General features: G+C 61.9%; 23 protein-coding genes. 12 read left to right on the forward strand and 11 right to left on the reverse strand.

What is annotated here, in order from left to right:
* Positions 1 to 136 precede the first annotated feature (136 nt).
* The gene (locus tag ACMDCR_RS28470) at positions 137 to 517 is read left to right on the forward strand and encodes a hypothetical protein (RefSeq protein ID WP_413989831.1); all 381 of its coding nucleotides are present in this window, start codon (positions 137 to 139) and stop codon (positions 515 to 517) included.
* Between the two features lie 42 nt (positions 518 to 559).
* Positions 560 to 763, forward strand: a complete 204-nt coding sequence (locus ACMDCR_RS28475; RefSeq protein WP_413989832.1) for a hypothetical protein — start codon at positions 560 to 562, stop codon at positions 761 to 763.
* Positions 764 to 836: 73 nt separating this feature from the next.
* Here the strand turns inward: ACMDCR_RS28475 and glgA are convergent, their stop codons facing one another.
* Both glgA and ACMDCR_RS28485 read right to left on the reverse strand, forming a co-directional pair.
* Positions 837 to 2,276, reverse strand: a complete 1,440-nt coding sequence (gene glgA / locus ACMDCR_RS28480; RefSeq protein WP_413989833.1) for a glycogen synthase GlgA — start codon at positions 2,274 to 2,276, stop codon at positions 837 to 839.
* 412 nt (positions 2,277 to 2,688) lie between these two features.
* Positions 2,689 to 2,841: a DUF3309 family protein gene (locus tag ACMDCR_RS28485; RefSeq protein WP_413989834.1), complete on the reverse strand. Its 153-nt coding sequence runs from the start codon at positions 2,839 to 2,841 to the stop codon at positions 2,689 to 2,691.
* 538 nt (positions 2,842 to 3,379) lie between these two features.
* Between ACMDCR_RS28485 and ACMDCR_RS28490 the strand changes: the two genes are divergently transcribed.
* From ACMDCR_RS28490 to ACMDCR_RS28515, 6 genes are all read left to right on the forward strand, one after another.
* Positions 3,380 to 3,799 (forward strand): MucR family transcriptional regulator, encoded by a 420-nt coding sequence (locus ACMDCR_RS28490; protein ID WP_413989835.1) that lies wholly within the window; start codon positions 3,380 to 3,382, stop codon positions 3,797 to 3,799.
* Between the two features lie 593 nt (positions 3,800 to 4,392).
* Entirely contained in the window at positions 4,393 to 5,088 is a 696-nt protein-coding gene (locus ACMDCR_RS28495) for an outer membrane protein (protein ID WP_413989836.1), read from the forward strand.
* Between the two features lie 184 nt (positions 5,089 to 5,272).
* Positions 5,273 to 6,388, forward strand: coding sequence for a calcium:proton antiporter (locus ACMDCR_RS28500; RefSeq protein ID WP_413989837.1), 1,116 nt, complete (start codon positions 5,273 to 5,275; stop codon positions 6,386 to 6,388).
* Positions 6,389 to 6,732: 344 nt separating this feature from the next.
* A complete protein-coding gene (gene zwf, locus ACMDCR_RS28505) occupies positions 6,733 to 8,193 on the forward strand; it encodes a glucose-6-phosphate dehydrogenase (RefSeq protein ID WP_413993754.1) in 1,461 nt (486 codons plus the stop codon).
* A 476-nt stretch (positions 8,194 to 8,669) separates the two neighbouring features.
* Positions 8,670 to 9,173, forward strand: a complete 504-nt coding sequence (locus tag ACMDCR_RS28510) for a hypothetical protein (protein ID WP_413989838.1) — start codon at positions 8,670 to 8,672, stop codon at positions 9,171 to 9,173.
* 274 nt (positions 9,174 to 9,447) lie between these two features.
* On the forward strand, positions 9,448 to 9,843 hold the full coding sequence (locus ACMDCR_RS28515) for a hypothetical protein (RefSeq protein ID WP_413989839.1): 396 nt from the start codon (positions 9,448 to 9,450) through the stop codon (positions 9,841 to 9,843).
* 75 nt (positions 9,844 to 9,918) lie between these two features.
* On the opposite strand, the gene ACMDCR_RS28520 is transcribed toward ACMDCR_RS28515, so the two are convergent.
* From ACMDCR_RS28520 to ACMDCR_RS28530, 3 genes are all read right to left on the reverse strand, one after another.
* On the reverse strand, positions 9,919 to 10,692 hold the full coding sequence (locus tag ACMDCR_RS28520; RefSeq protein ID WP_413989840.1) for a hypothetical protein: 774 nt from the start codon (positions 10,690 to 10,692) through the stop codon (positions 9,919 to 9,921).
* 1,985 nt (positions 10,693 to 12,677) lie between these two features.
* Positions 12,678 to 13,574 carry a fructose bisphosphate aldolase gene (locus ACMDCR_RS28525; RefSeq protein WP_413989841.1) on the reverse strand — a complete coding sequence of 299 codons (897 nt, stop codon included), beginning with the start codon at positions 13,572 to 13,574 and terminating at the stop codon, positions 12,678 to 12,680.
* Positions 13,575 to 13,907: 333 nt separating this feature from the next.
* Entirely contained in the window at positions 13,908 to 14,102 is a 195-nt protein-coding gene (locus tag ACMDCR_RS28530; RefSeq protein WP_413989842.1) for a DUF2735 domain-containing protein, read from the reverse strand.
* 802 nt (positions 14,103 to 14,904) lie between these two features.
* On the opposite strand from ACMDCR_RS28530, the gene ACMDCR_RS28535 reads away from it, so the two are divergent.
* The 4 genes from ACMDCR_RS28535 (at position 14,905) to ACMDCR_RS28550 (ending at position 18,824) form a co-directional block, all read left to right on the forward strand.
* The gene (locus ACMDCR_RS28535; RefSeq protein ID WP_413989843.1) at positions 14,905 to 15,942 is read left to right on the forward strand and encodes a glutamine synthetase beta-grasp domain-containing protein; all 1,038 of its coding nucleotides are present in this window, start codon (positions 14,905 to 14,907) and stop codon (positions 15,940 to 15,942) included.
* A gap of 250 nt (positions 15,943 to 16,192) precedes the next feature.
* Positions 16,193 to 17,449, forward strand: coding sequence for a 23S rRNA (adenine(2503)-C(2))-methyltransferase RlmN (rlmN, locus tag ACMDCR_RS28540; RefSeq protein WP_413989844.1), 1,257 nt, complete (start codon positions 16,193 to 16,195; stop codon positions 17,447 to 17,449).
* Positions 17,450 to 17,579: 130 nt separating this feature from the next.
* The gene (locus tag ACMDCR_RS28545; RefSeq protein ID WP_413989845.1) at positions 17,580 to 18,086 is read left to right on the forward strand and encodes a hypothetical protein; all 507 of its coding nucleotides are present in this window, start codon (positions 17,580 to 17,582) and stop codon (positions 18,084 to 18,086) included.
* A 174-nt stretch (positions 18,087 to 18,260) separates the two neighbouring features.
* Positions 18,261 to 18,824 (forward strand): invasion associated locus B family protein, encoded by a 564-nt coding sequence (locus ACMDCR_RS28550; RefSeq protein ID WP_413989846.1) that lies wholly within the window; start codon positions 18,261 to 18,263, stop codon positions 18,822 to 18,824.
* A gap of 134 nt (positions 18,825 to 18,958) precedes the next feature.
* On the opposite strand, the gene ACMDCR_RS28555 is transcribed toward ACMDCR_RS28550, so the two are convergent.
* From ACMDCR_RS28555 to ACMDCR_RS28580, 6 genes are all read right to left on the reverse strand, one after another.
* On the reverse strand, positions 18,959 to 19,513 hold the full coding sequence (locus ACMDCR_RS28555) for a VUT family protein (protein WP_413989847.1): 555 nt from the start codon (positions 19,511 to 19,513) through the stop codon (positions 18,959 to 18,961).
* Positions 19,514 to 19,722: 209 nt separating this feature from the next.
* Positions 19,723 to 20,352 (reverse strand): DUF1638 domain-containing protein, encoded by a 630-nt coding sequence (locus tag ACMDCR_RS28560; protein ID WP_413989848.1) that lies wholly within the window; start codon positions 20,350 to 20,352, stop codon positions 19,723 to 19,725.
* Positions 20,353 to 20,397: 45 nt separating this feature from the next.
* On the reverse strand, positions 20,398 to 21,093 hold the full coding sequence (locus tag ACMDCR_RS28565) for a corrinoid protein (protein WP_413989849.1): 696 nt from the start codon (positions 21,091 to 21,093) through the stop codon (positions 20,398 to 20,400).
* Positions 21,094 to 21,301: 208 nt separating this feature from the next.
* Positions 21,302 to 22,654: an MFS transporter gene (locus ACMDCR_RS28570; RefSeq protein WP_413989850.1), complete on the reverse strand. Its 1,353-nt coding sequence runs from the start codon at positions 22,652 to 22,654 to the stop codon at positions 21,302 to 21,304.
* Positions 22,655 to 22,990: 336 nt separating this feature from the next.
* The gene (locus tag ACMDCR_RS28575) at positions 22,991 to 23,626 is read right to left on the reverse strand and encodes a PadR family transcriptional regulator (protein WP_413989851.1); all 636 of its coding nucleotides are present in this window, start codon (positions 23,624 to 23,626) and stop codon (positions 22,991 to 22,993) included.
* 251 nt (positions 23,627 to 23,877) lie between these two features.
* Positions 23,878 to 24,555 (reverse strand): DJ-1/PfpI family protein, encoded by a 678-nt coding sequence (locus ACMDCR_RS28580; RefSeq protein ID WP_413989852.1) that lies wholly within the window; start codon positions 24,553 to 24,555, stop codon positions 23,878 to 23,880.
* Positions 24,556 to 24,606 lie beyond the last annotated feature (51 nt).

A 24,606-nucleotide genomic window follows, 5' to 3' on the forward strand; every position in this document is an offset into this window, starting at 1 on the left:
AAAAGCAATCAGCCCACATCAAAAGTATCAATATGAGACATCGGAAACATAACTCAACATATCTTCACATTGCCTAACGAAGATCGCGATAATATCTTCTACTGAACACAGGGCTTTTTATGACAAGGATCATACTATGCTGCGGACCGAGCGCGACAATAATGTTCGTGAACAGATCTTGGTCTGCCTAGGGAATCCCCATGCAGCGGCCGCGATCAACCAGATCCTTACGACGTGTGGCTTCGCCGTAACAACCACGTATGAATTTAGCCAGTTCGTGGAAGCAGCTACCATGGACCGCTACAAGGCCATCGTCACGGCGACCGCCATGATCGATCGCATCCGAGAGGCCACTGCGCTGCCCATCCTCAATGTTGAAGCGTTTACTTCCGAGAGGTCCGATGATGCAGGCTCTATTGTCGATGGAAGATGCCTCCTGAGCGGCGCCCTTGCTCAGCGCATGATTGACTTTCTGGAGGAGCCCGAAGATACCTCGCAAAGTAATGCCTTGCGATGATCTTCAGAAATGGACGTCAAAAATCGACCAAGAGAGAGTGCCGTGGCGAAACGCAAAGGCAACGATGAATCCACTGTTACGATCAACTGTAAAACTGGCGCTATAACCATTGATCTGGTCACGACCGGGCCGGTCCGAATTGTTATGACCGCCGATGGCGATATTGAGGTCGAGGGTCGCAGCATTCTCAATACGATCATCTGGTCTGAGTTTTCTTCTCGACCAACAGCAGCTCTCAACAACTAGGGCGTTTTGCTTTCAGATCGAACCACCGAGAATCGCAAAACGCTTTTGTCACCCGGATTTCGGAGCCCCCGGCTCAGGACGGGCCGGATCTGAGAACCCGGGAATAGATCTTCGCATATTGCCTGGCGCTCCTTTTCCAGGAAAAGTCTGCTTTCATCGCGTGAGATTGAAGCTTGCGCCAGAAGTCGGGCTGCTCGTAGGAGCGCAAGGCGCGATCGACGGCGTGATACAGGTCCTCCGCCGATCCCGGATTGAACTGAAATCCCGTGGCAACCCCGGCGGCCATGGCGGCTTCGTTTGCGTCGATGATCGTCTCCGCCAAGCCGCCGGTGCGTGACACGATCGGAATTGCGCCATATCTGAGCGCGTAGAGTTGGGTGAGCCCACAGGGCTCGAACCGTGACGGCTGAACGACGATGTCGCTCCCGGCATGAAGGAGGTGCGCATGCGCTTCGCTGAACCCCGCGAAGACGGCAACCCTGCCTTGGTATTTTGATGCCAGATCGATCAGCGGATTGATCAGCGAGGGATCGCCCTGACCGAACACGACCAGTTTTGCGCCGCGGTCGACGATGCCGGGAACGACGGCGGTGAGAATATCGATGCCCTTTTGCCACGTCAGCCGGCTTATGACCGACATGATCGGGCCACCGTCGTCGACCAGCCCGAACCGCTCCACGATCTCCGATTTATTGATGTCCCGCCGCTTCAATGAGCGTCTGTCGTATCTTGCTGGTATCAGGGGATCCTTGGCAGGGTCCCAGACATCCGTATCGATGCCGTTGACTATTCCCTGCAAACGTTCCCGGCGTTCGGAGAGGACGCCCTGCAGCCCCATTCCCATATCGTCCGTCAGGATCTCCCGGGCATAGGTGGGGCTCACGGTCGTAATGGCATCCGAAAGTACGATGCCGCTCTTCAGGTAGCTGATATCTCCATAATATTCCAGGTACTCCGTGCTGAAGTAGGAAGCTGGAAGGCCAAGTCTGGTAAATATATCCGCGGAAAACTGCCCCTGGAAGGCGAGATTGTGAATGGTCGTGACGATGGGTATCTTCACCCCGAGCGCAGCCATGTATGCGGCGGCTAGTCCCGTCTGCCAATCATGCAAATGGACCAGATCCGGCCTCCACGGGCCGCCTTTGCCGGCCGCGATATAGGCCGCCGCCAGAGACAGGGCCCCAAAACGTTTCCAATTGTCGGGATGGTCAACACCCTGCTCGTTCAAATATGGCCCGCCAGGCCTTGCAAATAAACTCGCACAATCCAGCAATAATATCGGTATGTCCTCAAACGATCCGGCGAGCAGGTCCGCTTTTTCGCCAAGAAGTTCCAGTTCAGCAATTTTGCTGACGGCGCTGAGCTTCTCAACCAGTCCAGGATATGCGGGAATGAGGGTCGTCGTGGAAATTCCCAGAGGCGCCAACACTTTCGGCAAGGCACCTACAACATCACCTAGTCCGCCGGTCTTGGAGAGAGGAAAGAACTCCGATGCGGCTGACAACACTTCCACCAAGACGCTCCTTTGCCCATGAACCACGGCTGACAGCCTTTGTTCCCGGAGATGCGACAAGGGATAAACGTCGCAAAACGCCGCACTCCAGGCCCGCGGCTATCCCACCCGGAAAATGACGTGTGAATTTACAACACGGCAATCAATAGATGAGTGGCCTGTTACTGTTATGACGGCTTCTCTCATCGAACGATAGCAAAGACAGCTCGAAACGTGGCCTGCGCCTTCAATAGCACTTGCGCTTGTGTGGCGCGCGTGTCCTGAGATCGATCTTATTCGGGATGTTGGGACTTGGGCGCTGCTTTCAACCCATCGCCTGTCACATCAGTTCCCTGGTCGCAGCCAATCCGGATAGTTCTCAAATAACTTGGCGAAGCGTCTGTCGTTCTTGCCAGGACTCCAAATCGATTTGCTATATTACGCCCAGAACAATCAGGATCAGTACAATCACAAGAACACCGCCGAGGCCGCCCGAGGGATAATAACCCCAGCCTGCGCTGTAGGGCCAGGTAGGCAGGGCCGCGAGCAGAAGTATGATTACGATAATAAGGAGAATAGTCCGCATTTTTGTTTCCCCAGCCTGTGAAGGTCGCGTCCAAGCAAACTGTGCTGACAACATGCCATTTCGAAAATCGTTCCATTTTTTGGACCATGCCGTCGGCCGCGAAGACGCTCCTCCCGGGACCTATGCCTCGTACTGGGCTGCTCCTTCCAAAGGGCGCCTATGAATCGGCGCGGGACACGGATGCCGATTGACGCCCTATGTCATTGATATCGTTGCGAAGATCGGCGTTGTCTGACGATGACGATTCCCACGCACCTGCGACCCCGCCTCGCCGGAGGCCCGCGCCTCTTCGATGATTCGCATCTTCTCCTCGACAGTATCGAGGTGAAGACGCCAGGTTTCCACTGGCCGGAGCGGGGTAATCATACCGTCAAAGCGCCAGATTCGTGTTGATGGAGGCGGAACTTGGATATGCTGACTTAAATAAGCCAAACTCTACTCGGCATGTTGCAGGCATGGACTGCATCACCAATACCGTTGTTGTCATGCCACGGTCATTGCTCACGGTCTTTTGTACTCGTTATAAGAAAGAGCCACTATGGACACCTCCATCGCCGAACTGACATCTGACATCGTTGCTGCTTATGTCGCCCATAACTCCGTCGCATCGGCCGATTTGCCTGAGCTGATTGCACAAACACACCGAGCTCTTGATCGTCTTGCTCGTGGTGAACCGGCGGTCGCTACCGAAGCCCCCAAGCTTGTTCCTGCCGTACCCATCCGCAAGTCGGTGACGCCCGACTTCCTGATCTCGCTGGAAGACGGAAAGAAATACAAGTCGCTCAAGCGCCATCTGTCGTCTCAATACGGCATGTCGCCGGCAGAGTACCGGGAGAGGTGGGGCCTGCCCGATGACTACCCGATGGTCGCGCCCAACTACGCCAAGCAGCGCTCTGAATTGGCGAAGTCCATGGGCCTTGGCCAAACCCGGGCAAGAAGCCGCTCCCGCAACAGATAGCGGCCTGCCGCGCGTCGCGGAAAGTCCTGTCCGCGGCGCGCGGCGCCATTTCTGCGTGAAGGCGCCGTATCGGCGGTTTTGTCTGCGGCCCCTTCCTTGTGGCCCAGGCGGCGGAAAGCTTTGCCGCCGCGCCGTCGGGTGACGACACCCCGAAGCTCTTCCACGAGCCGGACACCGGGCAGTCGGTCGCCTGCAGGGAGAATCGTCTGAAGAATTGGCGGTTCCGATCGAAGCGGCATTACCCTGCGTTCGTGACCGGCTATTCCAGGGGCTTGATGCAGTCGGGCCAATCAGCCAAATCGTACAAGGTAGCGTCAAGGCTGATCGCCATCGCCTTACCCTGAGCAACAGCAGCCGCATTATTATACAAGGCGGAGCACGAACGCCACTTGCGCAAAAACTATAACATAAATAACAAGCAAATCACGAAATAGTACACCTTGGGATGCCGCACGAGAAAAACACTCCCGTTAACGGTAAATTAATTTTTTTACGTCTGTGGCGAAATCAAGACTTCTTAAGATCGTGCTTTGAACTTACAACACTGAATTTATGCGCCCATTGGAGTGTCGGTTCGGTCGGGGACTTTGCGAATGAAAACGAAGATTGCCATGGTGCTTGCCGTCGCGGCCTTGGGTTGGTCGGGCACGGCGGGGGCACAGAGCTTGCCGGACGCTTTGCGGCCGATCGGCAATCTGCCAATGCCGCTCTCGCTCATCATTCCGCACTACAGCGAATTGGCCGCGCCCTATGATTGGAGCGGTGTGTGGGCCAAGCCGATCCTGACCTACCAGACCTTGTCCTTCAGCGGACGCGGCAGCCATTATCTCAAGGACGATGACGGCGTCTCGCTGGGGGCCGAGGCGGGCTATAATTTCCAGATGGGCAATATCGTCTTCGGCCCCGCAGCGGACCTGTCCTACTCGTTCATGGATGGAAAGGGCACGCCCGGCGCCCTGCCCCACACCAGGAGCGATGTCGATATGGTCGGTTCGATCCAGGCGCGCGCCGGCTACAGCTTCGATCGCATCCTGATCTATGGAACGGGCGGCTTCGCATTCGCCAATCTTGAGGTCAAGAGCCAGCCTGGCGGTTCGGACAGCGCCACCCTGAGTGGTTGGACCGCCGGCCTGGGCGCGGAGTATCTGTGGAGCGAACATGCCACGCTGCGGGTGGAATACAGGCGCAGCGAGTTTTCAGACCATAATTTCCAGACCCTTCCTCCCGGCCAGACCAAGGTGGGAGCCGGCATGAACATCTTCAGCGGCGGGTTCGTGTACAAGTTCTGAGCAAATTCCAGGACCTTCTTCCGGAATGACCTCTGCATATTCGCCGGCCGGTTCAGACGGAAGTTGCTTTGCCCTAGCGCCCCGGATAGCTGCGAGGATAGGATGCCGCGAGTCGGTCCGACTGCGTCCAGGAATGGGCGCTGTGCTGGTTCGCGGGTCTGAACCCTCAGGAGAAAGGTCGATCATGTCGGGCCACGCTCACGCTTCCCTGCCCGCCTGGACATGGATCGCGCCCCTTCTGGCCGTTGTGCTGCTGGCCCTCAAATTCGCGAATCTCGTGCCGCCGGACGCCGTGTGGGTGCTTGTCCTGGCGGGCGTGCTCCTGGGAGCGGCGGTCTTTGCCGCCGTGCACCATGCGGAGGTGCTGGCGCTGAAGCTGGGCGAACCTTTCGGCTCCATCCTCCTGGCCATCGCGGTGACAGTGATCGAGGTCGCCCTGATCGTCTCCATCATGCTCTCCGGCGCCAAGGGCAGCGAAACGGTGGCCCGGGATACCGTCTTTGCCGCCGTGATGATCGTCCTCAACGGCGTGATCGGCGCTTGCCTGCTCATGGGCGGAAGCCGGCATTTCGAGCAGAGGTTCCAGCTGCAGGGCGCGGCTTCGGCCCTTGCCGTGCTCGGCACGCTCGCAGCCCTCACGCTGATCCTGCCGAACTTCACGCTTACGGTATCGGGCCCGTCCTTCTCCGCGGCGCAAATCATCGTCGTCGGCGCTGCCTCGCTCGTGCTCTGGGGGGTCTTCGTTTTCGTCCAGACCGTCAAGCATCGCGCCTACTTCCTGGATGCTCCGGTTTCCGACGGCCCGGAAAGCGAGGATGCCGAACTTTCGTCGGAAAAGCCAAGTGACCGGGAGGCGGTGATCTGCCTTGGGCTCCTGCTGGTTTCGCTTGTTGCCGTCGTGCTGCTAGCGAAGGTCCTGTCCTACCCCCTGGATATGGGTATCGCAGCAGCCGGCCTGCCGCACGCTTTCGTGGGTGTGGTCATTGCCGCAATCGTCCTGCTGCCGGAGGGCATTGCCGCTGCGAAGTCGGCGGTCAAAAATCAGCTGCAGAACAGCATCAACCTGGCCCTTGGATCGGCGATAGCCAGCATCGGGCTGACCATACCGACCGTTGCCATCGTCTCGTTGACGCTCAACCAGAACCTGGTGCTCGGAATTTCGCCGGCAAACATGACGCTGCTGACCCTCACCCTGTTCGTGGGCACGCTGACCCTGGGCACGGGGCGGACGACGGTCCTGCAGGGCGCGATCCACGTGGTGATATTTGCCGTCTTCCTACTGGTGTCCGCCGTTCCCTAAGGGGTGCGGGGCGAGGCGCATGCCCGCGCCCCGGGACGGCGAACCGGCCGCGTGAAGTGCAAGTTGTCATCCCGGACGCGCTGCATCACTGCGTGCTGCACCGCGTCCGGGATGACGGATGTGGCTTCACCCAATTGCCCCAACCCTTCCCCTTAACTATCCACCCCTCACTTTTTTGCGCTCCCTCTTGATCACGACTGCCATCCATGCACCTATCGCCTCGTAATCCGGCGTGGGGCTCGCATGTGACCGTTCCAGGCAAGAAATCCGCCGCCCGGCGGCTGAAGAAGCCTGGCGTGGCTCAGCCTCTGCCGCAGGGCGCAACAGAAGACTTGAGGACGGGTATTTTGCTGAAAAATTCCACGCGGGTCGGACCCGGCTTTCCCCAGGTCGTCGTGCTCTTCGGCGCTACGGGCGACCTTTCCCGCCGCAAGCTGCTGCCGGGCCTGTTCCACCTCACCAAGGCGGGCTTCATTCCCGGCTGCCGCATCATCGGCGTCTCACTCGACGAGATCGACGCGGACGGCTTCCGCGCCATCGCGCGCGAGGCCCTCGACAAGTTCTCCAGCCGCAAGTTCACGCAGGCCGACTGGGAGTCCTTCGCCGCCTCGCTCGACTATGTGCCGCTGGCCGCCGGCGCCGGCGTGCTGAAGGAGGCGGTCGACCGCGCCGAGGCGGCGCTGGGCACCGAATCCCGCCGCGTGCACTACCTTTCCGTGCCGCCGAACGCCGCGCTCTCCGCCGTGCAGCTCCTCGCCCAGGCCGGACTGGTGGAGCGCTGCCGCATCATCATGGAAAAGCCCTTCGGCGTCGATCTTGAAAGCGCGGTAGCGCTGAACACGAAGCTGCACGAGGTGTTTTCCGAAAAGCAGATCTTCCGCATCGACCACTTCCTCGGCAAGGAGCCGGCGCAGAACATCCTGGCCTTCCGCTTCGCCAACGGCCTGTTCGAGCCGATCTGGAACCGCAACTTCATCGACCACGTGCAGATCGACGTGCCGGAGACGCTGGGGCTATCGACCCGCGCCGCCTTCTACGAGACCACCGGTGCTTACAGAGACATGGTGGTGACCCATCTCTTCCAGATCCTCGCCTTCATGGCGATGGAGCCGCCCACCGCCCTGGAGCCGGTGCCGATCTCGGAGGAGAAGAACAAGGTGTTCCGCTCCATGCTGCCGATCGAGCCGCGCGACGTGGTGCGCGGCCAGTATATCGGCTACCGCTCCGAGCCGGGCGTCGATCCCGAAAGCGACACCGAGACCTTCATCGCCCTCAAATGCGCCATCGACAACTGGCGCTGGGCCGGCGTGCCCTTCTTCCTGCGCACCGGCAAGCGCCTGGCCGAGGGCCAGCGCATCATCTCCATCGCTTTCCGCGAGCCGCCCAAGAGCATGTTCCCCGCCGGCTCGGGCGTGGGCGCGCAGGGCCCCGACCATCTCACCTTCGACCTCGCCGACGCCTCCAAGGTCTCGCTCTCCTTCTATGGCAAGCGCCCCGGCCCGGGCTTCCGCCTCGACAAGCTCAGCCTGCAGTTCGCCATGAGCGAAACCAACCTGCTCGGCGAGGTGCTGGAAGCCTATGAGCGCCTGATCCTCGACGCCATGCGCGGCGACCACACGCTGTTCACCACCGCCGAGGGCATCGAGCGCCTGTGGGAGGTCTCAAGCCCCCTCCTCGAAAACCCGCCGCCCGTGCGGCTGTACGACCAGGGCGGCTGGGGCCCGAAGTCGATCCACCAGCTGATTGCCCCGCATGCCTGGCGGTTGCCCTTCGAGCGGGCATGGCGGGATTCCGGCAAGGAGTGAGGCAGGGAATGCGACGCGAGCCTCCCCCACGAAGCTGGGGGAGGTGTCATTGCGAAGCAATGACGGAGGGGGTGTAGTCAGAATAGAGCGCAGGAAGCGCGGTTCTGGGTTTCAGTTTCATGCGCCTTATCCGGGCCACACCCCCTCCGACCTCACTTCGTTCGGCCACCTCCCCCAGCTTCGTGGGGGAGGCTCGCCGCGCGCCTTCTACTCATCCCCTCATTTCGTTTGAACAAAGTCGCAGGACGGTTTTATAGTCGTTCCAGACTGTTCCCGACTCGGCTTCGCCGAGAACAGGCTCAGTAAAAGACCGACGGCTCTACTTGCGGATATCGATGTCGCGGGGGCGATCATCGCAGTGAGGGGCGATCCGGAGCCTTGGCGCCGGACAATACCCGTCGTGCGTCTTGCCCAGGCGTCATCTTTTCCCGACATGAGCCATCGCCCCATCGACGCCACAGCCCGAGGGACCGGCCATGAGCACTGCTACGATTACCCTTACCATCATCCACACCCTGATCAGCGTCGCCGGCATCCTCGTCGGGGTGCCCGCGATCATGGACATCTTCCGCTCGCGCGTGAATTCGACTTCGATCTGGCTGTTCCTGATCACCGCCATCCTCACCAGCGTCAGCAGCTTCACCCTGCCGCTGCACGCCGCGGATGCGGGCCACGACACCATGCCCGCCATCATCGTCGCCATCGTCGCACTGGTCATCCTGGCGGCGGTGCTCTTCGCCCGGACCAAGGTGCTTGAGGGCGCCCTGTGGCGCTGGATCTATGCCGGCGGCATGGTGATCAGCCTCTATCTCCTGTTCTTCGTCGCCATCGCCCAGACCTTCGGCAAGGTCGGCGTGCTGCAGCCCTCGGCCCCAACGGCCTTCCCCATCACCCAGGGCATCACGCTGCTCATCTTCGTGCTGCTGGGCCTCGCCGCCGTCATCAAGTTCCGGCCATCCACCGCGCAGGCTTACGCCTGAGCCGGTTCAGGCTTGCAGGACAGGGAGCCGGGGGCGACGAGCACCCCGGCTCACCAAGACAGCAGAAACCACCTCCGCTGGCAGCAACCTTCGATCTTCATCATCAGCTTCATCAAAAGCGGAAAGATACGGCTCCCGCCTTACAGCAAGTCTCAATTCCGCCGGCGGCCCTCGACTTGACTATACGGGAGCTTGACGCCTCGCCGATTTGTATGACCTAATTCATTGGTCAAAGAATACAAACAGGCATCGGTCATTGGGGGGCTCGATTTCAATGCGGCTACCGACGATATCTCTCGCCATCGCCCTGGCGATCACGGTTTCATCCTGCGCGGCAATCACCGCCGAGAAGGTTGACGAGAAGGAAGCCCGCCTCTCGGCGGCCCAATTCGTGCGCAACCAGGCCAACACGCCGGCCAAGCTCGCCAAGGCGCAGGCCCTGCCCCAGAACAGGATGTTCATCGTGACCAAGGGCAGCACCAACTACTACATCTACGCCGACGCCGCGGGCTGCCAATGCGTCTATGTCGGCAACGAGGCGGCCTACCAGCAATACCAGGCGCTCAGGATCCAGCAGAACGTCGCACAGGAACAGGTGCTGGCCGCGGAGCTGAACCAGGAGTCCAATCTGCAATTGGGGATGGTGTGGGGGCCGGGATTTTATTATTGATGCATCTCCGGCATCAGCTAGCAAACTCACCAAAAGGATAAAAGGAAACCCGGCGCTAGGCCGGGTTCGTTGCTATCACTCTGGATCGGCCCTCTCTTCGTCGTCATCGTCGTCTAGAACGGCCTTCTGAGCCTGGAGAAGTTTGATCAATTTGCCAATCTCCTTCGGGCCGAGGTCTCCAGAGACAATAAGCCGGTAGCTGCTTCCTCGCGAAAGCGGTCCTCGTATCCACTCCCTCTCGTTGCCGTCGATGGCAACTCGACTTGAGACACCGCCAGACTGGGCGACGACCGGCGGAGCTTCCCGCACGGTCGCAGCCGGATGTGTGTCCTGTGTCGTTTGCACTTGAGGCAGACCCTCCTTTTTACCGGAAGAATCATACCCCCCAGTCTCCTCTTCAACAACCCCTTGCGTCTCGCGATATGATCGAATTAGGCGTTCGGCCGAATCTGGCAAATATTGGCGTTTGGTTATTAAGAAAGAGCGGATAGCAGCGTCACTCGCTTTTTCAGGAAACTGCTTTGCTATGTCAACAAACGGCTCTGGAGCAAGCGCGGCGTCCTTGATCGCAGTAACTCGTTCGGGATCTCCAAGCTCTCGCTCAGCAATATCAATCAATCTATCAGTTACCCACATTGATTCACGAGATCCCTCAAGAAGCCCATACTTTGTTAGCGCGGAAATTATCCCCAGAGATTTTCCATTTAGGGAGGAGTATCCTATGTGGGTTGCAACAAGATCCTTAGGAATCTTGTTTCTGAAGTCCGATTTATAAACGAGAGCTGCCTTCTCGATAGCTTCCCGCAGCCCAATAATGGGGTAGCGGGGACTGCGCAATTTGATTGTCATGACGCGCCTCCTATTCGCGCTCCTTCTACATTTAATCGCGAACTAAATCAAGATTTGCGTGATTATCGTTCGCGGATAGCAGCGAATAACTTGACGGGGCGTCGCGACTCGTCCATTGATATGGCAGCGATTGACGCGGAAAGGGTTGGATATGACTAGGAGGGCCGAGAGCCTTGGCGCTTAGCTGATCGGCGCGCAGGGCGAGGAAAAATAGAAAGGGCCACGACCTGGCTCCCTAGAATGGAAAGGTCGTGGCCCTGAATCGGCAGTCTCTTTCAAGCTGCGTGGGGGCGGTTATAAGCCGGTGCTAGGGAACCAGTTGCAGGGTCTCCCCTAGGGTTCGACTCCCTCCGCCTCCACCGCTCTCCATACGCTAAAATAGAGAATCCGTCTAGGCCGCTAGCTTAGTGAAGGTAACAGCCTGTGCGCCGCTTTTAGAAGAAAATCCAACGCCTTGAGCGTTTAAGAGCAGCTTCCATTGCCGCTAGATTATTCGCAGTCGGAAACCGCCGCCCCCTCTCGTAATCCCTTACGGTCGAACCTTCTCCACGCTCGCCTTATGGATCTTCCCAATCGTTTTTCCGAGGCGGCTTTGAAACTCCGCGTCACTCATGCTCACGGCCTCATCTTCCGAGAGCGCGCGCGAATGAGGCGATCATGCCGCGGTTGTGTCTGAGCTTCTGGCTGGCGTCCGCGCGCATGCAGTCGCCCAAGAGGGGGACGACGCGTTCCACTGCCGTCTGGCGCTGTCTCGCGTGCCTTTGACTTCTGAATTGTCCCCCGCACTCCCATGAGCATGAAAACATATAAAGAACTAATGTTGACATAAATCCCCGCTCTCTGCTGTACTCCTCGCAGGAGGGAAGGCCGGCGTGGCTTGTAATTCCGGATCATGACCGGTATCCGCACCCCTTCCACCCACCCCGATGTCCTGCGGCCTTGCCAGCCGCGCTGCCTGTGGTCCGGCTTCCTCGCGAGAATGGAACCTCGCGGGATGGATTACGGGCGGCGACATCGTCCGGCGGCTTCGGGCTGGTCCATGGGCGAAAGCCCGTTGGGCTGACCGGGCCGGACATGGGGCTTGACGAGAAGCGGAAGGACCGCTCACGACGCCATGTGACATGGTCCTTGGGACATGATCCTTGCGCCGCAGATGCGTCCGTGCAAGCGGGGAGATGCCGGCCGTTCCGGGCCGGACACTCAAGGTGATGCAAGTCACAGTGATGCAAGTCACCGCGACCCAAGTCACACTTGGCCCTGCTTTCGACGCTTCGTGGGTGAGGCGCAGTGTTCATCCGGACCATTCCCGCCTGGCTGCGGGTTGGCCTGGGAGCCTGCGTCATCCAGCATCGTCACCAAGGCCAGGAGAGCGACGTGATCTCCATAGGGCCAGAGGGGCGATGGCTTCCTTTCCGGCAAGGGCCGGGCCGACGAGCCGAGGCTGTGCCTTGGCGCGTGGTTGGCCCTGACAGGAAGAGGCCGGTTCGGCATGCGTCTTGTTGGCGTGCTGCAACCGGTGCGGGGCGACCCGCCGGACGAAGGTGACGGCGGCTTTCCCCAACAAGCCTGCCATGCACCACCTACCACGACACGGCTTTCCTGCGGAAAGCCGCCGTCACCGGAACCGCGCCTGCCGCATGACTCAGCCCGGGAGGGCGTGAGAACGCGGCTGCCTGGCTATTTCTCATATCGATGGGTTTGGGGATTGGCGTTTGCCAAGACTTCAACTGTCACACGTCATGACCGTCGGCACAAAAAAGGCGCGGATGCCGAAGCACCCGCGCCATAATGGCTAGTTTCGTGGGCTTATACCAACCCGCCGTGAGGCCGACCCATTCATGTCATCCCCGGCGAGGGAAGCGAGGGAAGGGGATCCAGGGGTTGAAGGTCGGAGTCCTCTGAGCCCCTGGATCCCTTCCCTCGGCCTATGGCCTCGCCGGGGATGACAGGGACCCGCGAAGAGTCAACCACAACGCTGGTTGGTATTAGACCTTGTCCACGCTCGCCTTGTAGATCTCGCCGATCGTCTTCCCGAGGCTCGCATCGAAATCCGCGTCGCTCATGCTCACGCGCAGGTCTTCCGTCAGGGCGCGCGAGAAGGAGGCGATCATGCCGTGGTTGTGGCTGAGCTTCTCGCAGGCGTCCGCGCGCGTGTAGCCGCCCGAGAGGGCGACGACGCGTTCCACCGCCTTGTGGTCGACCAGCGGCTTGTAGAAATCGGGGACGGTGGGGATGGTGAGCTTGAGCATCACCTTGGTGCCGGCGGGCAGGGCGTCGAGGTGCTTGGTGATCTCGTCGCGCAGGATGGCCTCGGAAGCCTGCTTGTCGGCGCTCTTGATCGAGACTTCCGGCTCGATGATCGGCATCAGGCCGTGGCCGAGGATCTGCTTGCCGATCTCGAACTGCTGGTTCACCACGGCGGCGATGCCGGCCGGGTTGGCCTGGCCGATCACCGAGCGCATCTTGGTGCCGTAGACGCCCTTCTTCACGGCGCGGGCGAGGAGCGTGTCGAGCTCCGGCATCGGCTTCATCACCTGCACGCCGTTCTCCTCGGCGGCAAGGCCCTTGTCGACCTTGAGGAAGGGCACCACGCCGCGCTCTTCCCACAGGTAGGTGGGCACGGGCTTGCCGTTCGCGTCGCCGTCCATGGTGCGCTCGAACAGGATGGCACCGATCACCTTGTCGCCCGAGAAGGCTGGGGCCGTCATGATGCGCACGCGCATCTCGTGCATCAGGCGGAACATCGCCTCATCGCCGCTATAGGTGCTGTCGGCGATGCCATAGAGACGCAGCGCGCCGGGCGTCGAGCCGCCGCTCTGGTCGAGCGCGGCGATGAAGCCGCCCTTGCTGGTCATCTGTGACGTCATATTCGCGTCGGCCATCTTCTTCTCTCCCTGGAACACCACACCGAAAGGTGCTGCCCTTTTGGCGCAGGTGGTGCGTAAAAACAATGGATTATGCCGAGGCCGGCACAGGAAAAGCACCGGGCGGCCCAGCTGGTTGCGAACCGGCGCGAGTATCGATGCCGAAGAAGGCGGAGGCAAGGGGGAACGCTGGGAGCGCGGACGTCCCGTCCGCTCTTGGAAACGAGTCGACCGTAAGGATAGGGCGCACCGGTGTGCGGGTCTTCAGACCGGCATCTTACGACCCAGGTCGAGGGCATGCCGGTCTGAAGACCGGCACCCCGTCCATGGCGCGGCTTTCAAGAGCGGACTTCAGCGCTTGCGCGGATCCGGCAATTCCTGGATCGCCTCGGCGTGGTACCAGCAATTGTAATCGACGACGGGCGGGCGCACGTTCTTCAGCTCCGTCACCGACCTCGTTTCGTCGCGGTGAACAATGGCGCCAGTCCGCGCACGCGGGGTAAAGGCGTAGATCTTGGCAGACTCCCGATAAGTGCTCGTGGCCATGCTCGTCTCCTGAACGTTGATGCAAAACCCGGAGGCGGCACCAAACTTGAGGAATCCATAGCATAACTTGCCCTCGATTTATACAGATTGCCCAGATTTAATGCAGTATTTGCCTATATTATGAGCACACAAGTTTCCGCATTTTTACCCGGCATGGTGCGTTGCGGCAATTTCGGGGATTGCCGGGTTTTTCGGCGGTTTGACTCAGGGGAGTCAGGGGGTGGCGCGGTTTTGGGCAAAGTGGCGTACAAATTGGCGCGGGATTGGGCGTGAGTGGGGTGACGAGGGAGGTTGGTGGGTGGCTGGAGCGAGGCGCGGATTGACAGCGAGCCGCGAGATTTCCTCCAGGCTGGCATCTGCGGATTGCATACATCGACCGAAAGGAGTGAGCCGCGGGCCCTCCCCACGAAGCTGGGGAGGGGCAGGGGTGGGGTGTGGGCAGAGTAGGGCGCGCCCATGAGTCAATGGCCCCAAAAGATCTCAACACATTAAGTCCCGAAATTCCGATAAGCATCCGTGAGCGCAATATCGGGAATTGCTCGGTGCTGAATAGATGTGGCGCTCGGTAGTTCATGGGCGCGCCTTACTCCGCCCACACCCCACCCCTGCCCCTCCCCAGCTTCGTGGGGAGGGCCCGCGCCTTATTTGTCGCCGTTTGCGGACCTCTGTCCAAAGACACTCCCCCCTGCGGCAAAAGCGCCGCGGCGCGTTCTTTGGCACGCATCCTGCTTAAGCCCTCTCAACCCTCGGAGGTCCGGCACAACCGGCCCCGTTGCGTGGCTTCAACTGAGAGAACCCCAGAATGACGAAGTACAAGCTCGAGTATATCTGGCTCGACGGCTACACTCCGGTGCCGAACCTGCGCGGCAAGACGCAGATCAAGGAATTCGATCACTTCCCGTCGCTGGAAGAACTCCCGCTGTGGGGTTTCGATGGCTCCTCGACCAATCAGGCTGAAGGCCGCAGCTCCGATTGCGTGCTGAAGCCCGTAGCCGTCTATCCCGATCCCGCCCGCAAGAACGGCGCCCTGGTGATGTGCGAAGTGATGATGCCCGACGGCGTCACCCCGCACGCATCGAATGCCCGCGCCACCATCCTCGACGATGATGGCGCCTGGTTCGGCTTCGAGCAGGAATATTTCTTCTACAAGGACGGCCGTCCGCTCGGCTTCCCCGAGCATGGCTATCCCGCCCCGCAGGGCCCCTATTATACCGGCGTCGGCTACAAGAATGTCGGCGACGTCGCCCGCCAGATCGTGGAAGAGCACCTGGAGCTCTGCCTCGAGGCCGGCATCAACCACGAAGGCATCAACGCGGAAGTCGCCAAGGGCCAGTGGGAATTCCAGATTTTCGGCAAGGGCTCCAAGAAGGCCGCCGACGAGGTCTGGATGGCCCGCTACCTGCTGCAGCGCCTGACCGAGAAGTACGGCATCGACATCGAATGGCACTGCAAGCCGCTCGGCGACACCGACTGGAACGGCTCGGGCATGCATTGCAACTTCTCGACGAAGTTCATGCGCGAAGTCGGCGGAAAGGCCTATTTCGAAGCGCTGATGGGCGCCTTCGAGACGAATATCGAAGACCACATCGCCGTCTACGGCCCCGACAACCACATGCGCCTGACCGGCAAGCATGAGACCGCGCCGTGGAACAAGTTCTCCTATGGCGTGGCCGACCGCGGCGCCTCCATCCGCGTGCCGCACTCCTTCGTGCGCAACGACTACAAGGGCTACCTGGAAGACCGCCGCCCGAACTCCCAGGGCGACCCATACCAGATCGCCTCCCAGGTGCTGAAGACCATCGCCTCGGTCTCCACGGAAGCAAAGTCAGAGGCTGCGTAAGCGTAACGTGCGTATCTTGAGTCTTACGGCGCGGGTGGCAACACCCGCGCCGTTTTTGCTTCCCGGGTGCACGGGCATGTTCGCTCGGGAAGCGCAGTGGCTGGGACCGCGGACGTCCCCGTCCGCCTCTTGGAAGCGCCGAGCATGCGGGAAAGGAAGAGGCGGACGAGGACGTCCGCGGTCCCAGCCACTGCGCTTCCCGAGCAAGCCTTCTTTATGCTATAGCCCCGGCCAACATCAGGATTTCCACATGTCGGCCCTTTCGATCGAGCCGGCGGCGAGTCTCGCGCTCGCTGCCGTTACGCCCATTTCAAAGCCCTCCCTCGCCGGGATGGACCGTGCGCAGCTCGCGCAGGCGCTCACCGCCGTGGGCGTGCCGGCGTCCGAAGCGAAGATGCGCGTAGCGCAGCTCCATCACTGGCTCTATGTGCGCGGCGCCGCTTCCTTCGACGCCATGACCAACGTCTCCAAGCATCTGCGCGCCCTGCTCGCCGAGCACTACACGCTGGACCGCCCGGAGATCATCGCCGAGCAGATCTCGGCCGACGGCACGCGCAAATGGCTGATGCGCATGCCCTCGTCCGGCCCGGCCGACAAGGGCGCGGAGATCGAGACCGTCTATATCCCGGACGAGAGCCGCGGCACGCTGTGCGTCTCCTCCCAGGTCGGCTGCACGCTCAGCTGCTCCTTCTGCCACACCGGCACGCAGAAGCTGGTGCGCAACCTCACCTCGGCCGAGATCGTGGCGCAGCTCCTGGTGGCGCGCGACCGCCTCGGCGATTGGCCGGGCCAGGAACCGCCCGAGGGCGCCATCGTGCCTGTCGATGGGGGACGCTTCGTCTCCAATGTCGTGCTGATGGGCATGGGCGAGCCGCTCTACAACTACGACAACGTCACCGCCGCGCTGAAGGTGATGTCGGACCAGGATGGCCTGTGCCTGTCGCGCCGGCGCATCACGCTCTCCACGTCCGGCGTGGTGCCGATGCTCGGCCCGCTGGGCGAGGGCATCAACCCGGCGCTCGCCATCTCGCTGCACGCCACCAACGACAATCTGCGCAACGAACTGGTGCCGCTGAACAAGAAATACCCGATCGCCGACCTGCTCGACGCCTGCCGCAACTATGCGGGCCTGTCCAACGCCCGCCGCATCACCTTCGAATATGTGATGCTGAAGGGCGTGAATGACAGTCTGGCCGAGGCGAGGGCGCTGGTCAAGCTGCTCAAGGGCATTCCGGCCAAGATCAATCTGATCCCCTTCAATCCCTGGCCCGGCACCTTCTACGAATGCTCGGACTGGGAGCAGATCGAGGCCTTCTCGGACGTGGTGTTCAACGCCGGCTACGCCTCGCCCATCCGCACCCCGCGCGGCCGCGACATCCTCGCCGCCTGCGGCCAGCTCAAGAGCGAGAGCCAAAAGATGCGGGCGAAGGAAAGGCTGGCGATCGAAGCGGATGCCATGAAGAAGCTGGCGGTGGAAGCCTTCTACGCGCATGGGGCGGAGGACTAGGCGCCCTGGGATCGCAGGCTTCCAGCCTGCCTTTGTCCCTTCCTGCGGGCGTATCGCTTCCAAGAGCAGGCTGGAAGCCTGCGGTCCCAGGGGCGTTTGCGCTTCTGCGAGCCCCGCTATACTCTGCGGAATGTCTTCTCCCCCCGCTCCCTATCGTCCGCCGCGCGTGATCGGCTTCCTCGATCGCATCGTCCTGGTGATTTTCGCCGCGTTTCTCGCCGCAGTTGCCGCGCTCATCTTCGGTGTGATGGGTCTCGCCAACCATGATTTCGGCCAGGACCTCGCCTCCTTCGCCGAGGCGATCGGCCTGCGCACGCTGGCGGATGTGCTGGCCGGCGAGCGCATCGGCGATATCGGCGAGATGATCAGGCAGGGCTTCATGGCGGCGCTGGCGATCTGGCTGGCCCCGATCGCCCTGGTCGCGGTGATCGGCGAGGCCATGGGCCGTTCGGGCTGGATGTTCTATGCCGTCGGCATGGCGCTCGCCTTCGTGCTGGCGCCGATGGCGATGAGCCTCAGCATCCTCACCATCGCGCTGCTCTACCATGCCATGCTCGGCCTTCTCGCCATAGGTGTGGTGGCGGGCACGGTGTACTGGCTGGTTGCAGGACGCGGGGCGGGTGGGCCGGCAACGTGAGTGCAAAACGATCAGATTTAACTATTTGCTCATCGCGAGGGATTAGGTTGAATCCCATTCCGGTCGAACTTTCGCCGGAATCCCTGTCTTTCGTCGCAGTCGCGTGAGGCGGCCGATTCAGGAAGATCGGACGCCACCGCTTTCTGCCCTCTCATTCGGATCGATCGAGCCAGCATGATGTCTCCCCTCCTCCGCATCGCGCTCATCGCCACCGCCGTCGCTTTGTCCGGTTCGGCCCTGGCTGCCCCCCGCAAACCGAAGCCGGAGGCGCCTGCCCCGGCCGCGCCGGCTGCGGGCCAGCAGCCCGCCGCTCTCGGCCAGTTCGGCGACTGGCAGGCCTTCCAGAACGGCAGCGGCAAGAGCAAGTCCTGCTTTGCCATCTCCAGCCCGAAGGACCGCAAGCCTGCCAAGCTGAAGCGCGATCCGGCCACCCTCTTCATCACCCGGCGGCCGGGCGAAGGCGTGCGCAACGAGATCAGCATGATCACCGGCTTCACCATGAAGGACGGGGGCGACGCCACCCTCAAGGTCGGCCGCTCGTCCTTCACGCTCTACACCAAGGGCTCCAACGCCTGGGTGAAGAACGCCGCCGAGGAAGGCACGGTGGTCGGCACCATGCGCAAGAGCAAGGACGCCGTGTTCGAGGGCGCCTCCAAGCGCGGCAACAAGACCACGGACCGCTACTCGCTCGACGGCCTGCCGCAGGCGCTGGACGCGATCGCGAAGGGCTGTCCGTAAGCTGGGAGCGCGGACGTCCTCGTCCGCTCTTGGAAGCGGCGCAGATACAAGAACGGGCGCGACCGGCAAGGTCAGCGCCCTTTCTTTATTACTCGGCGGTTCAAGAGCGGACGAGGACGTCCGCGCTCCCAGCGTCAGGCCGTCGCCATCCGATCCCTGAACACCAGGTAGCCGTAGACGGGCATCACCAGGAACACCATGGCGATCTTGATGGCGTAGTCGGCCAGGCCCAGCGACACCCAGGGCACATCCGTGCCGGCGAAGGCGAGCACCCAGAACAACGTGCTGTCCACCGTCGAAGCCAGGATGTTCGAGATGGACGGCGGCACCCACCAGACATGCTTGCGGAAGCGGTTGAAAACCTGGGCATCCACAAGTTGGCCGGAAATGAAGGCGATGCCGCTGGCGATGGCGATGCGCGGATCGGCCGCGACGAAGGAAACGATCACCGCGATGACGAAGGAGGCCAGCACCACCCTGCGGGTCATCTCAACGCCATGGCGGCGGTTGCACAGATCGGTGACGAAGAAGGCGAAGGGGAACACGAAGGCGCCCCAGGTGAGGAAATCGGCCGTGCCGGGCACGACATATTGCACCGCCCAGTTCGCCGCGGCGACGATCACCGCATGGGCCAGCACATAGCGCCAGCGAAGGCCGGAGAGATAGGAAGAAAGGGCGTTCGTGCTCACGTCGTCATACCTGGAAGAGGGAAAGGGAATTGGCGGGCTGCCTTACAGCAAAAGGCAAGGAAGCGGTACCCCCAAATAGGCATGACAGAAATCGCGCAGGAAACGCAGTGCCTGGGACCGCGGACGTCCTCGTCCGCATCTTGGAAACAGTGCGTTTTACGATAGAGAAAGAGCGGACGAGGACGTCCGCGGTCCCAGCCACTGCGCTTTCAGGCTATTTCCTTGTGAGACCCGAGGAACGGCTCTATCCCCGCAAGCCCTGTGTAATGCACTTCCAGCGGCAGGCCCAGGCGGGCCGCCGCCGCCCGCGCCTTCTTCTCCAGCGCCTCGTCGGGCACCTGGACCAGATACATCACGCGCTTGTAGTTGCCGAAATAGATCGGCAGGAGCTGGGGGTGCTTGTCGAGCTTGAGGCCCTTGATGACGAAGCGGTCGAAATGACGCACCAGGAAGTCGGTGAGATAGAAGGTGCCGATCTCCTCGTCCTGCATCTTGTCGAACACCTCGGCGCCCGCGAAGAAGGAATAGCAATGCGGGCCGTCGATGCGCTCGACGCCCTCTTCCTTCAGCACCTCGTCGAGCATGCCGCCCGAGCCGCAATCCCCGTAGAGCACGAGGATCTCGTCATATTTGGCGCGGTTCGCACGGATCTTGCGACGCACACCATCCGGAATCTTCTGGGGGTAATTGTGCCAGATCGCCGGCAGGCAGGTGATCTCGATGTGATCCCAGCCATTGGCCTCTTTCACGGCCAGGAATTCGCGCGCCAGCGCCCCGCAGGCGATCACCAGCGTCTTGCGGGGGCTCGAGGCCGAAGCGTCGGTCATCGTCTTCTCCAAGAACCGGCGCCGGGGAGACATGGGCGGTCGGAGACCGCCCCTCCATCATGCGCTGGCCATGCCCTGGCGCTTGCCGATCAGGGACTTGGCCGTTTCCACCGCGATGGCAGCGTCGCGGCAATAGGCATCGGCGCCGACGGCTTCCGAGAAGGCCTCGTTCAGCGGTGCGCCGCCAACCAGCACGATATAGTCGGAGCGGATGCCCTTTTCCTTCATCGTGTCGATCACGACCTTCATATAGGGCATGGTCGTGGTGAGAAGAGCGGACATGCCGAGAATTTCCGGCTGGTGCTTCTCCAGCGCCTCGAGATAGTTCTCGACCGGATTGTTGATGCCGAGGTCGATCACCTCGAAGCCGGCGCCTTCCATCATCATGGTGACGAGGTTCTTGCCGATGTCGTGGATGTCGCCCTTGACGGTGCCGATCACCATCTTGCCGACCTTCGGCGCGCCGGTTTCGGCGAGCAGCGGGCGCAGCACGTTCATGCCGGCCTTCATCGAGTTGGCGGACATCAGCACTTCCGGCACGAACAGGATACCGTCGCGAAAGTCGATGCCGACGATGCGCATGCCCTCGACCAGCGCCTTGGTCAGCACGTCATAAGGGGTCCAGCTGCGCTTCAGCAGGATCTCGACGCCATCGACAACCTCGTCGGCGAGGCCGTCATAGAGGTCGTCATGCATCTGTTCGACGAGCTCGTCATCGGGCAGAGAGTTCAGATCGAGATCGCCGTCGGACATAGGGTGTGGTTCCTGCACAGGGGATGGAGCACGAATTACTATAGAACGCTTCTTAATGCGAGGTAGCCCGACTGGGGTTCTCCACGCTGTCGCGTCTGGGACATGCGATATTCAAACTGCGACAAGGGTTTCCTGGGATCGCAGGCGTCTCGCCTGCATCTTGAACCGCGTCGTTTCCAAAAGCAGGCGAGACGCCTGCGCTCCCAGCCTACACCGTCTTCCTGAACCCGCTCGACAGCGCGCCCATCAGCGAAAGCACTGCGCCGATCCAGGCGATCAGGACCGTATGTCCGCTCGCCGCCAGGCCGAACACCACGGCCGCCACGGCCGCGCCCATCGACTGGCCAAGCAGGCGCCCCGTCGACTGCAGGCCACTTGCCCCGCCCGAACGCTCGCGCGGGGCGCTGGCGATGATGATGCGGTTGTTGGGCGACTGGAACAGCCCGAAGCCGAAGCCGCAGACGCCGAGACGCCAGCCGATGTCGAGACTGGTGGGGTTCGCGCCCATGGTGGCGACGCAGACGAGTCCCACGGCCAGAATCACCAGCCCGATGCTGCCGAGGCGCTCAGGCGGAAACCTGTCCGACAAGCGCCCGGCGACGGGCGCGATCAGCGCGGTCATCAGCGGCCAGGGCGTCATCAGGAAGCCGGTGGCTGCCTCGGAACGGCCGAGGGTCTGCTCGAAGAAGAAGGGCAGCGCGATATAGGCCATGTTCTGGGCGGCGAAGGAGCAGATCGAGGTCGCCATCGAAAGCGCGAAGACCGGCCGCCGCAACAGGTCCACCGGCAGCATCGGCACGTCGAGCTTGAGCGAGCGCCAGACCAGCACGGCGCCGGCGATGGCAGCGCCGAGGATCATCAGGCCCGCCCTCGTGTTGCCGCCGGCGTCGGAAAAGGCGTCGAGGCCGGCAATCAGCAGGCCAAAGGTGACGGCGTTCAGCAGGGCGCTCGTCCAGTCGAAGGCATGGCCGGAGGCAGGCGTCTGCGGCAGGGTGCGGGCGGCGATGATGAGGGCGATGATGCCGAGCGGCACATTGACCAGGAACAGCCATTGCCAGCTCGCGACGGTAAGGATGGCGGAGGCGACGCTCGGGCCTGCGGCCGAGGACACCGCCACTACCAGCGCCGTATAGCCGACGCCCGAGCCGAGCAGCGCCTTCGGGAAGATGTAGCGCACCAGCGCGATGTTCACGCTCATGATGCCCGCCGCGCCGATGCCCTGGATCACCCGCATGCCGGCCAGGAAGGGCAGCGTGTGGGCGTTGGCGCAGCCGAAGGAGGCCGCCGTGAAGATGGCGAGGCCGCACCAGTAGATGCGCTTGTAGCCCATGATGTCGCCGAGCGAGGCGAGCGGCAGCAGCGATATGGTAACCGCGAGCTGATAGGCGGTAACCACCCAGATCGCATCGGAAGGCGTGATCGCCAGTTCCGTCGAGATCGAGGGCAGCGCGACATTGACGATAGCGCCGTCCAGAACCGCCATGGTGAGGGCGATGCCGATGGTCAGGAAGGCGAAGGCGCGCTGGGGATTGGGCAGGCCATCGAGGGCGGCGGCATTCATCGGGGTACCCGCAAACACAAGAACCCGGCGGGCGCGAGGCCCACCGGGAAATTCGTCAAACAAATATCGGCGAAGAAGCCTAAGAAGGAGTGGCCCTGCCGGGGCCCTGAATAGCCGATCCAGCAGGACGGGGAAGACCCAGTTTTATCCTATTATCTTCTCTACCCGTGAACCGGGCAGCATCAAGACGCCTAAGCGGACTTCCTATGGCTGTCATTCCCGGCCGAGCTTCTCACGAGCGAAGCGAGAGAGGGCGAGGGGAAGGGAATCCAGGGCTGCCGGGGATGACAGGGCGTTGGTTCCCTTGCTCTAATTTCCTGCCTTCTAACGCGTACCTCAGTTCTGATCGCCCGGGCCGACGATGTCGCGCGCGGCCTTCTCGATGATCGTGCGCACGCGTTCGGCCTCGGCCTTGGTCCAGGGACCGCGGCGCATATGCAGGGCGTGCCTGAGGGTGTGGAAGGCCTCGCGCACCATATCCGGGGTGGAATGGCTGGCGAACGCGCTGGCCGCAAGGTCCATGCGGGCCATCACGCCATCGACCGCATCGCGGTTCTCAGCCAGGAAGGCCTCGCCCTCGGGCGTGATCGTGTGGAGCTTCTTTGTGCCCTCCGAAGCCTCGGCGCGGATGTAGTCCTGCTCCTCGAGCATGGTGAGCGTGGGATAGACGGCGCCGGGGCTCGGCGCATAGGCGCCGCCGAACTTCTCCTCGATGGCGCGGATGAGATCGTAGCCGTGGCGCGGCTTTTCCGCGATCAGCGCCAGGATGACGAGGCGCAGGTCACCGTGACCGAAAACCCGTCCGGCCCGCTCGCCGAAGCCGCCACGGCCGAAGAAGCCGCCAGGCCCTTCGCCGAAGCCACCGCGGCCCCAGCGACCGCCGCCACGCGGGGCACAATCCCGCTCCTCGCCGCGGCCCCAGCCCCGGAAACCTTCGCGCCCCCAGGGCGCCTGATGATGTCGTCCAAACATGCGATATACCTTTCGTTGCATCGTTAAGATAAATCTTAAGATATATCGAAAGATACAATTTGCAAGAGATTTTTTTGCGAGAGAAGGCGATGGTCGAGAGGGAGGGGAGGGCTCCGGGTGCACGGGCACCTTGCCCGTCCCGGAGCCGGAGCAGGCGACGCGGCGCCTTTTCTCGGCGCGCGCCCAAAATCCGGTGGCGCCGCGGTGTTCAAGAACGGGCGAGATGCCCATGCACCCGGGAACCCTGCGTCTCAGGCCGCTACATGCAACCCGGCGATGATGCGAGCACGATCGGCGACGGTTGCGGCCGAATCGGCCCGCACTCGTTCGACGACGGCTGCCGGTGCCGTGCGGGGTGAGCCGGCATCGAAGGGCGGTGCGGGAGCATATTCGAGTTCGAGCTGAGCCACCTGCGCTGCTTCCCGCCCGACCAACTGCGCGATGGCCACCAGGGCGAAATCGATGCCCGCCGTGGCGCCGCCACCCGTGATCAGCTTGCCGTCTGTAACGATGCGCTCCTCCACCGGAATGGCGCCAAGCCCCTCCAGCAGGTGATGGGAGGCCCAATGGGTCGTCGCGCGCTTGCCACGCAGCAATCCGGCGGCACCCAGCACGAGGGCACCCGTGCAGACCGAGGTCACGAAACGCGCCGACGCGGCCTGGGAGCGCACGAAATCGAGGATTTCGACATCCTGCATCAGGGCATTCACTCCGGCGCCGCCGGGAATGCAGATCAGGTCGAGCGCCGGGCAAGCGCCGAGCGTGGTCGTTGGCCTGAGTTCGCAGCCAGCGGTGGCACGCACGAGCTCCAGGTCCTTCCAGATCAGATGCAGGTGGCAGTCAGGAACCTGCGCAAAGAGATCGAAGGGTCCGGCGAGGTCGATGAGCTGGAAGCGGGGGAAGATCAGGAAGCCGATCTGCAGGGTCATGGCGTTTTCTCCAGTGCTGTTGACAGGCCCCTTCTACATCCTCATGCTCTG

Source organism: Labrys okinawensis (assembly GCF_047345005.1).
GTDB classification, from domain to species: Bacteria; Pseudomonadota; Alphaproteobacteria; order Rhizobiales; family Labraceae; genus Labrys; species Labrys okinawensis.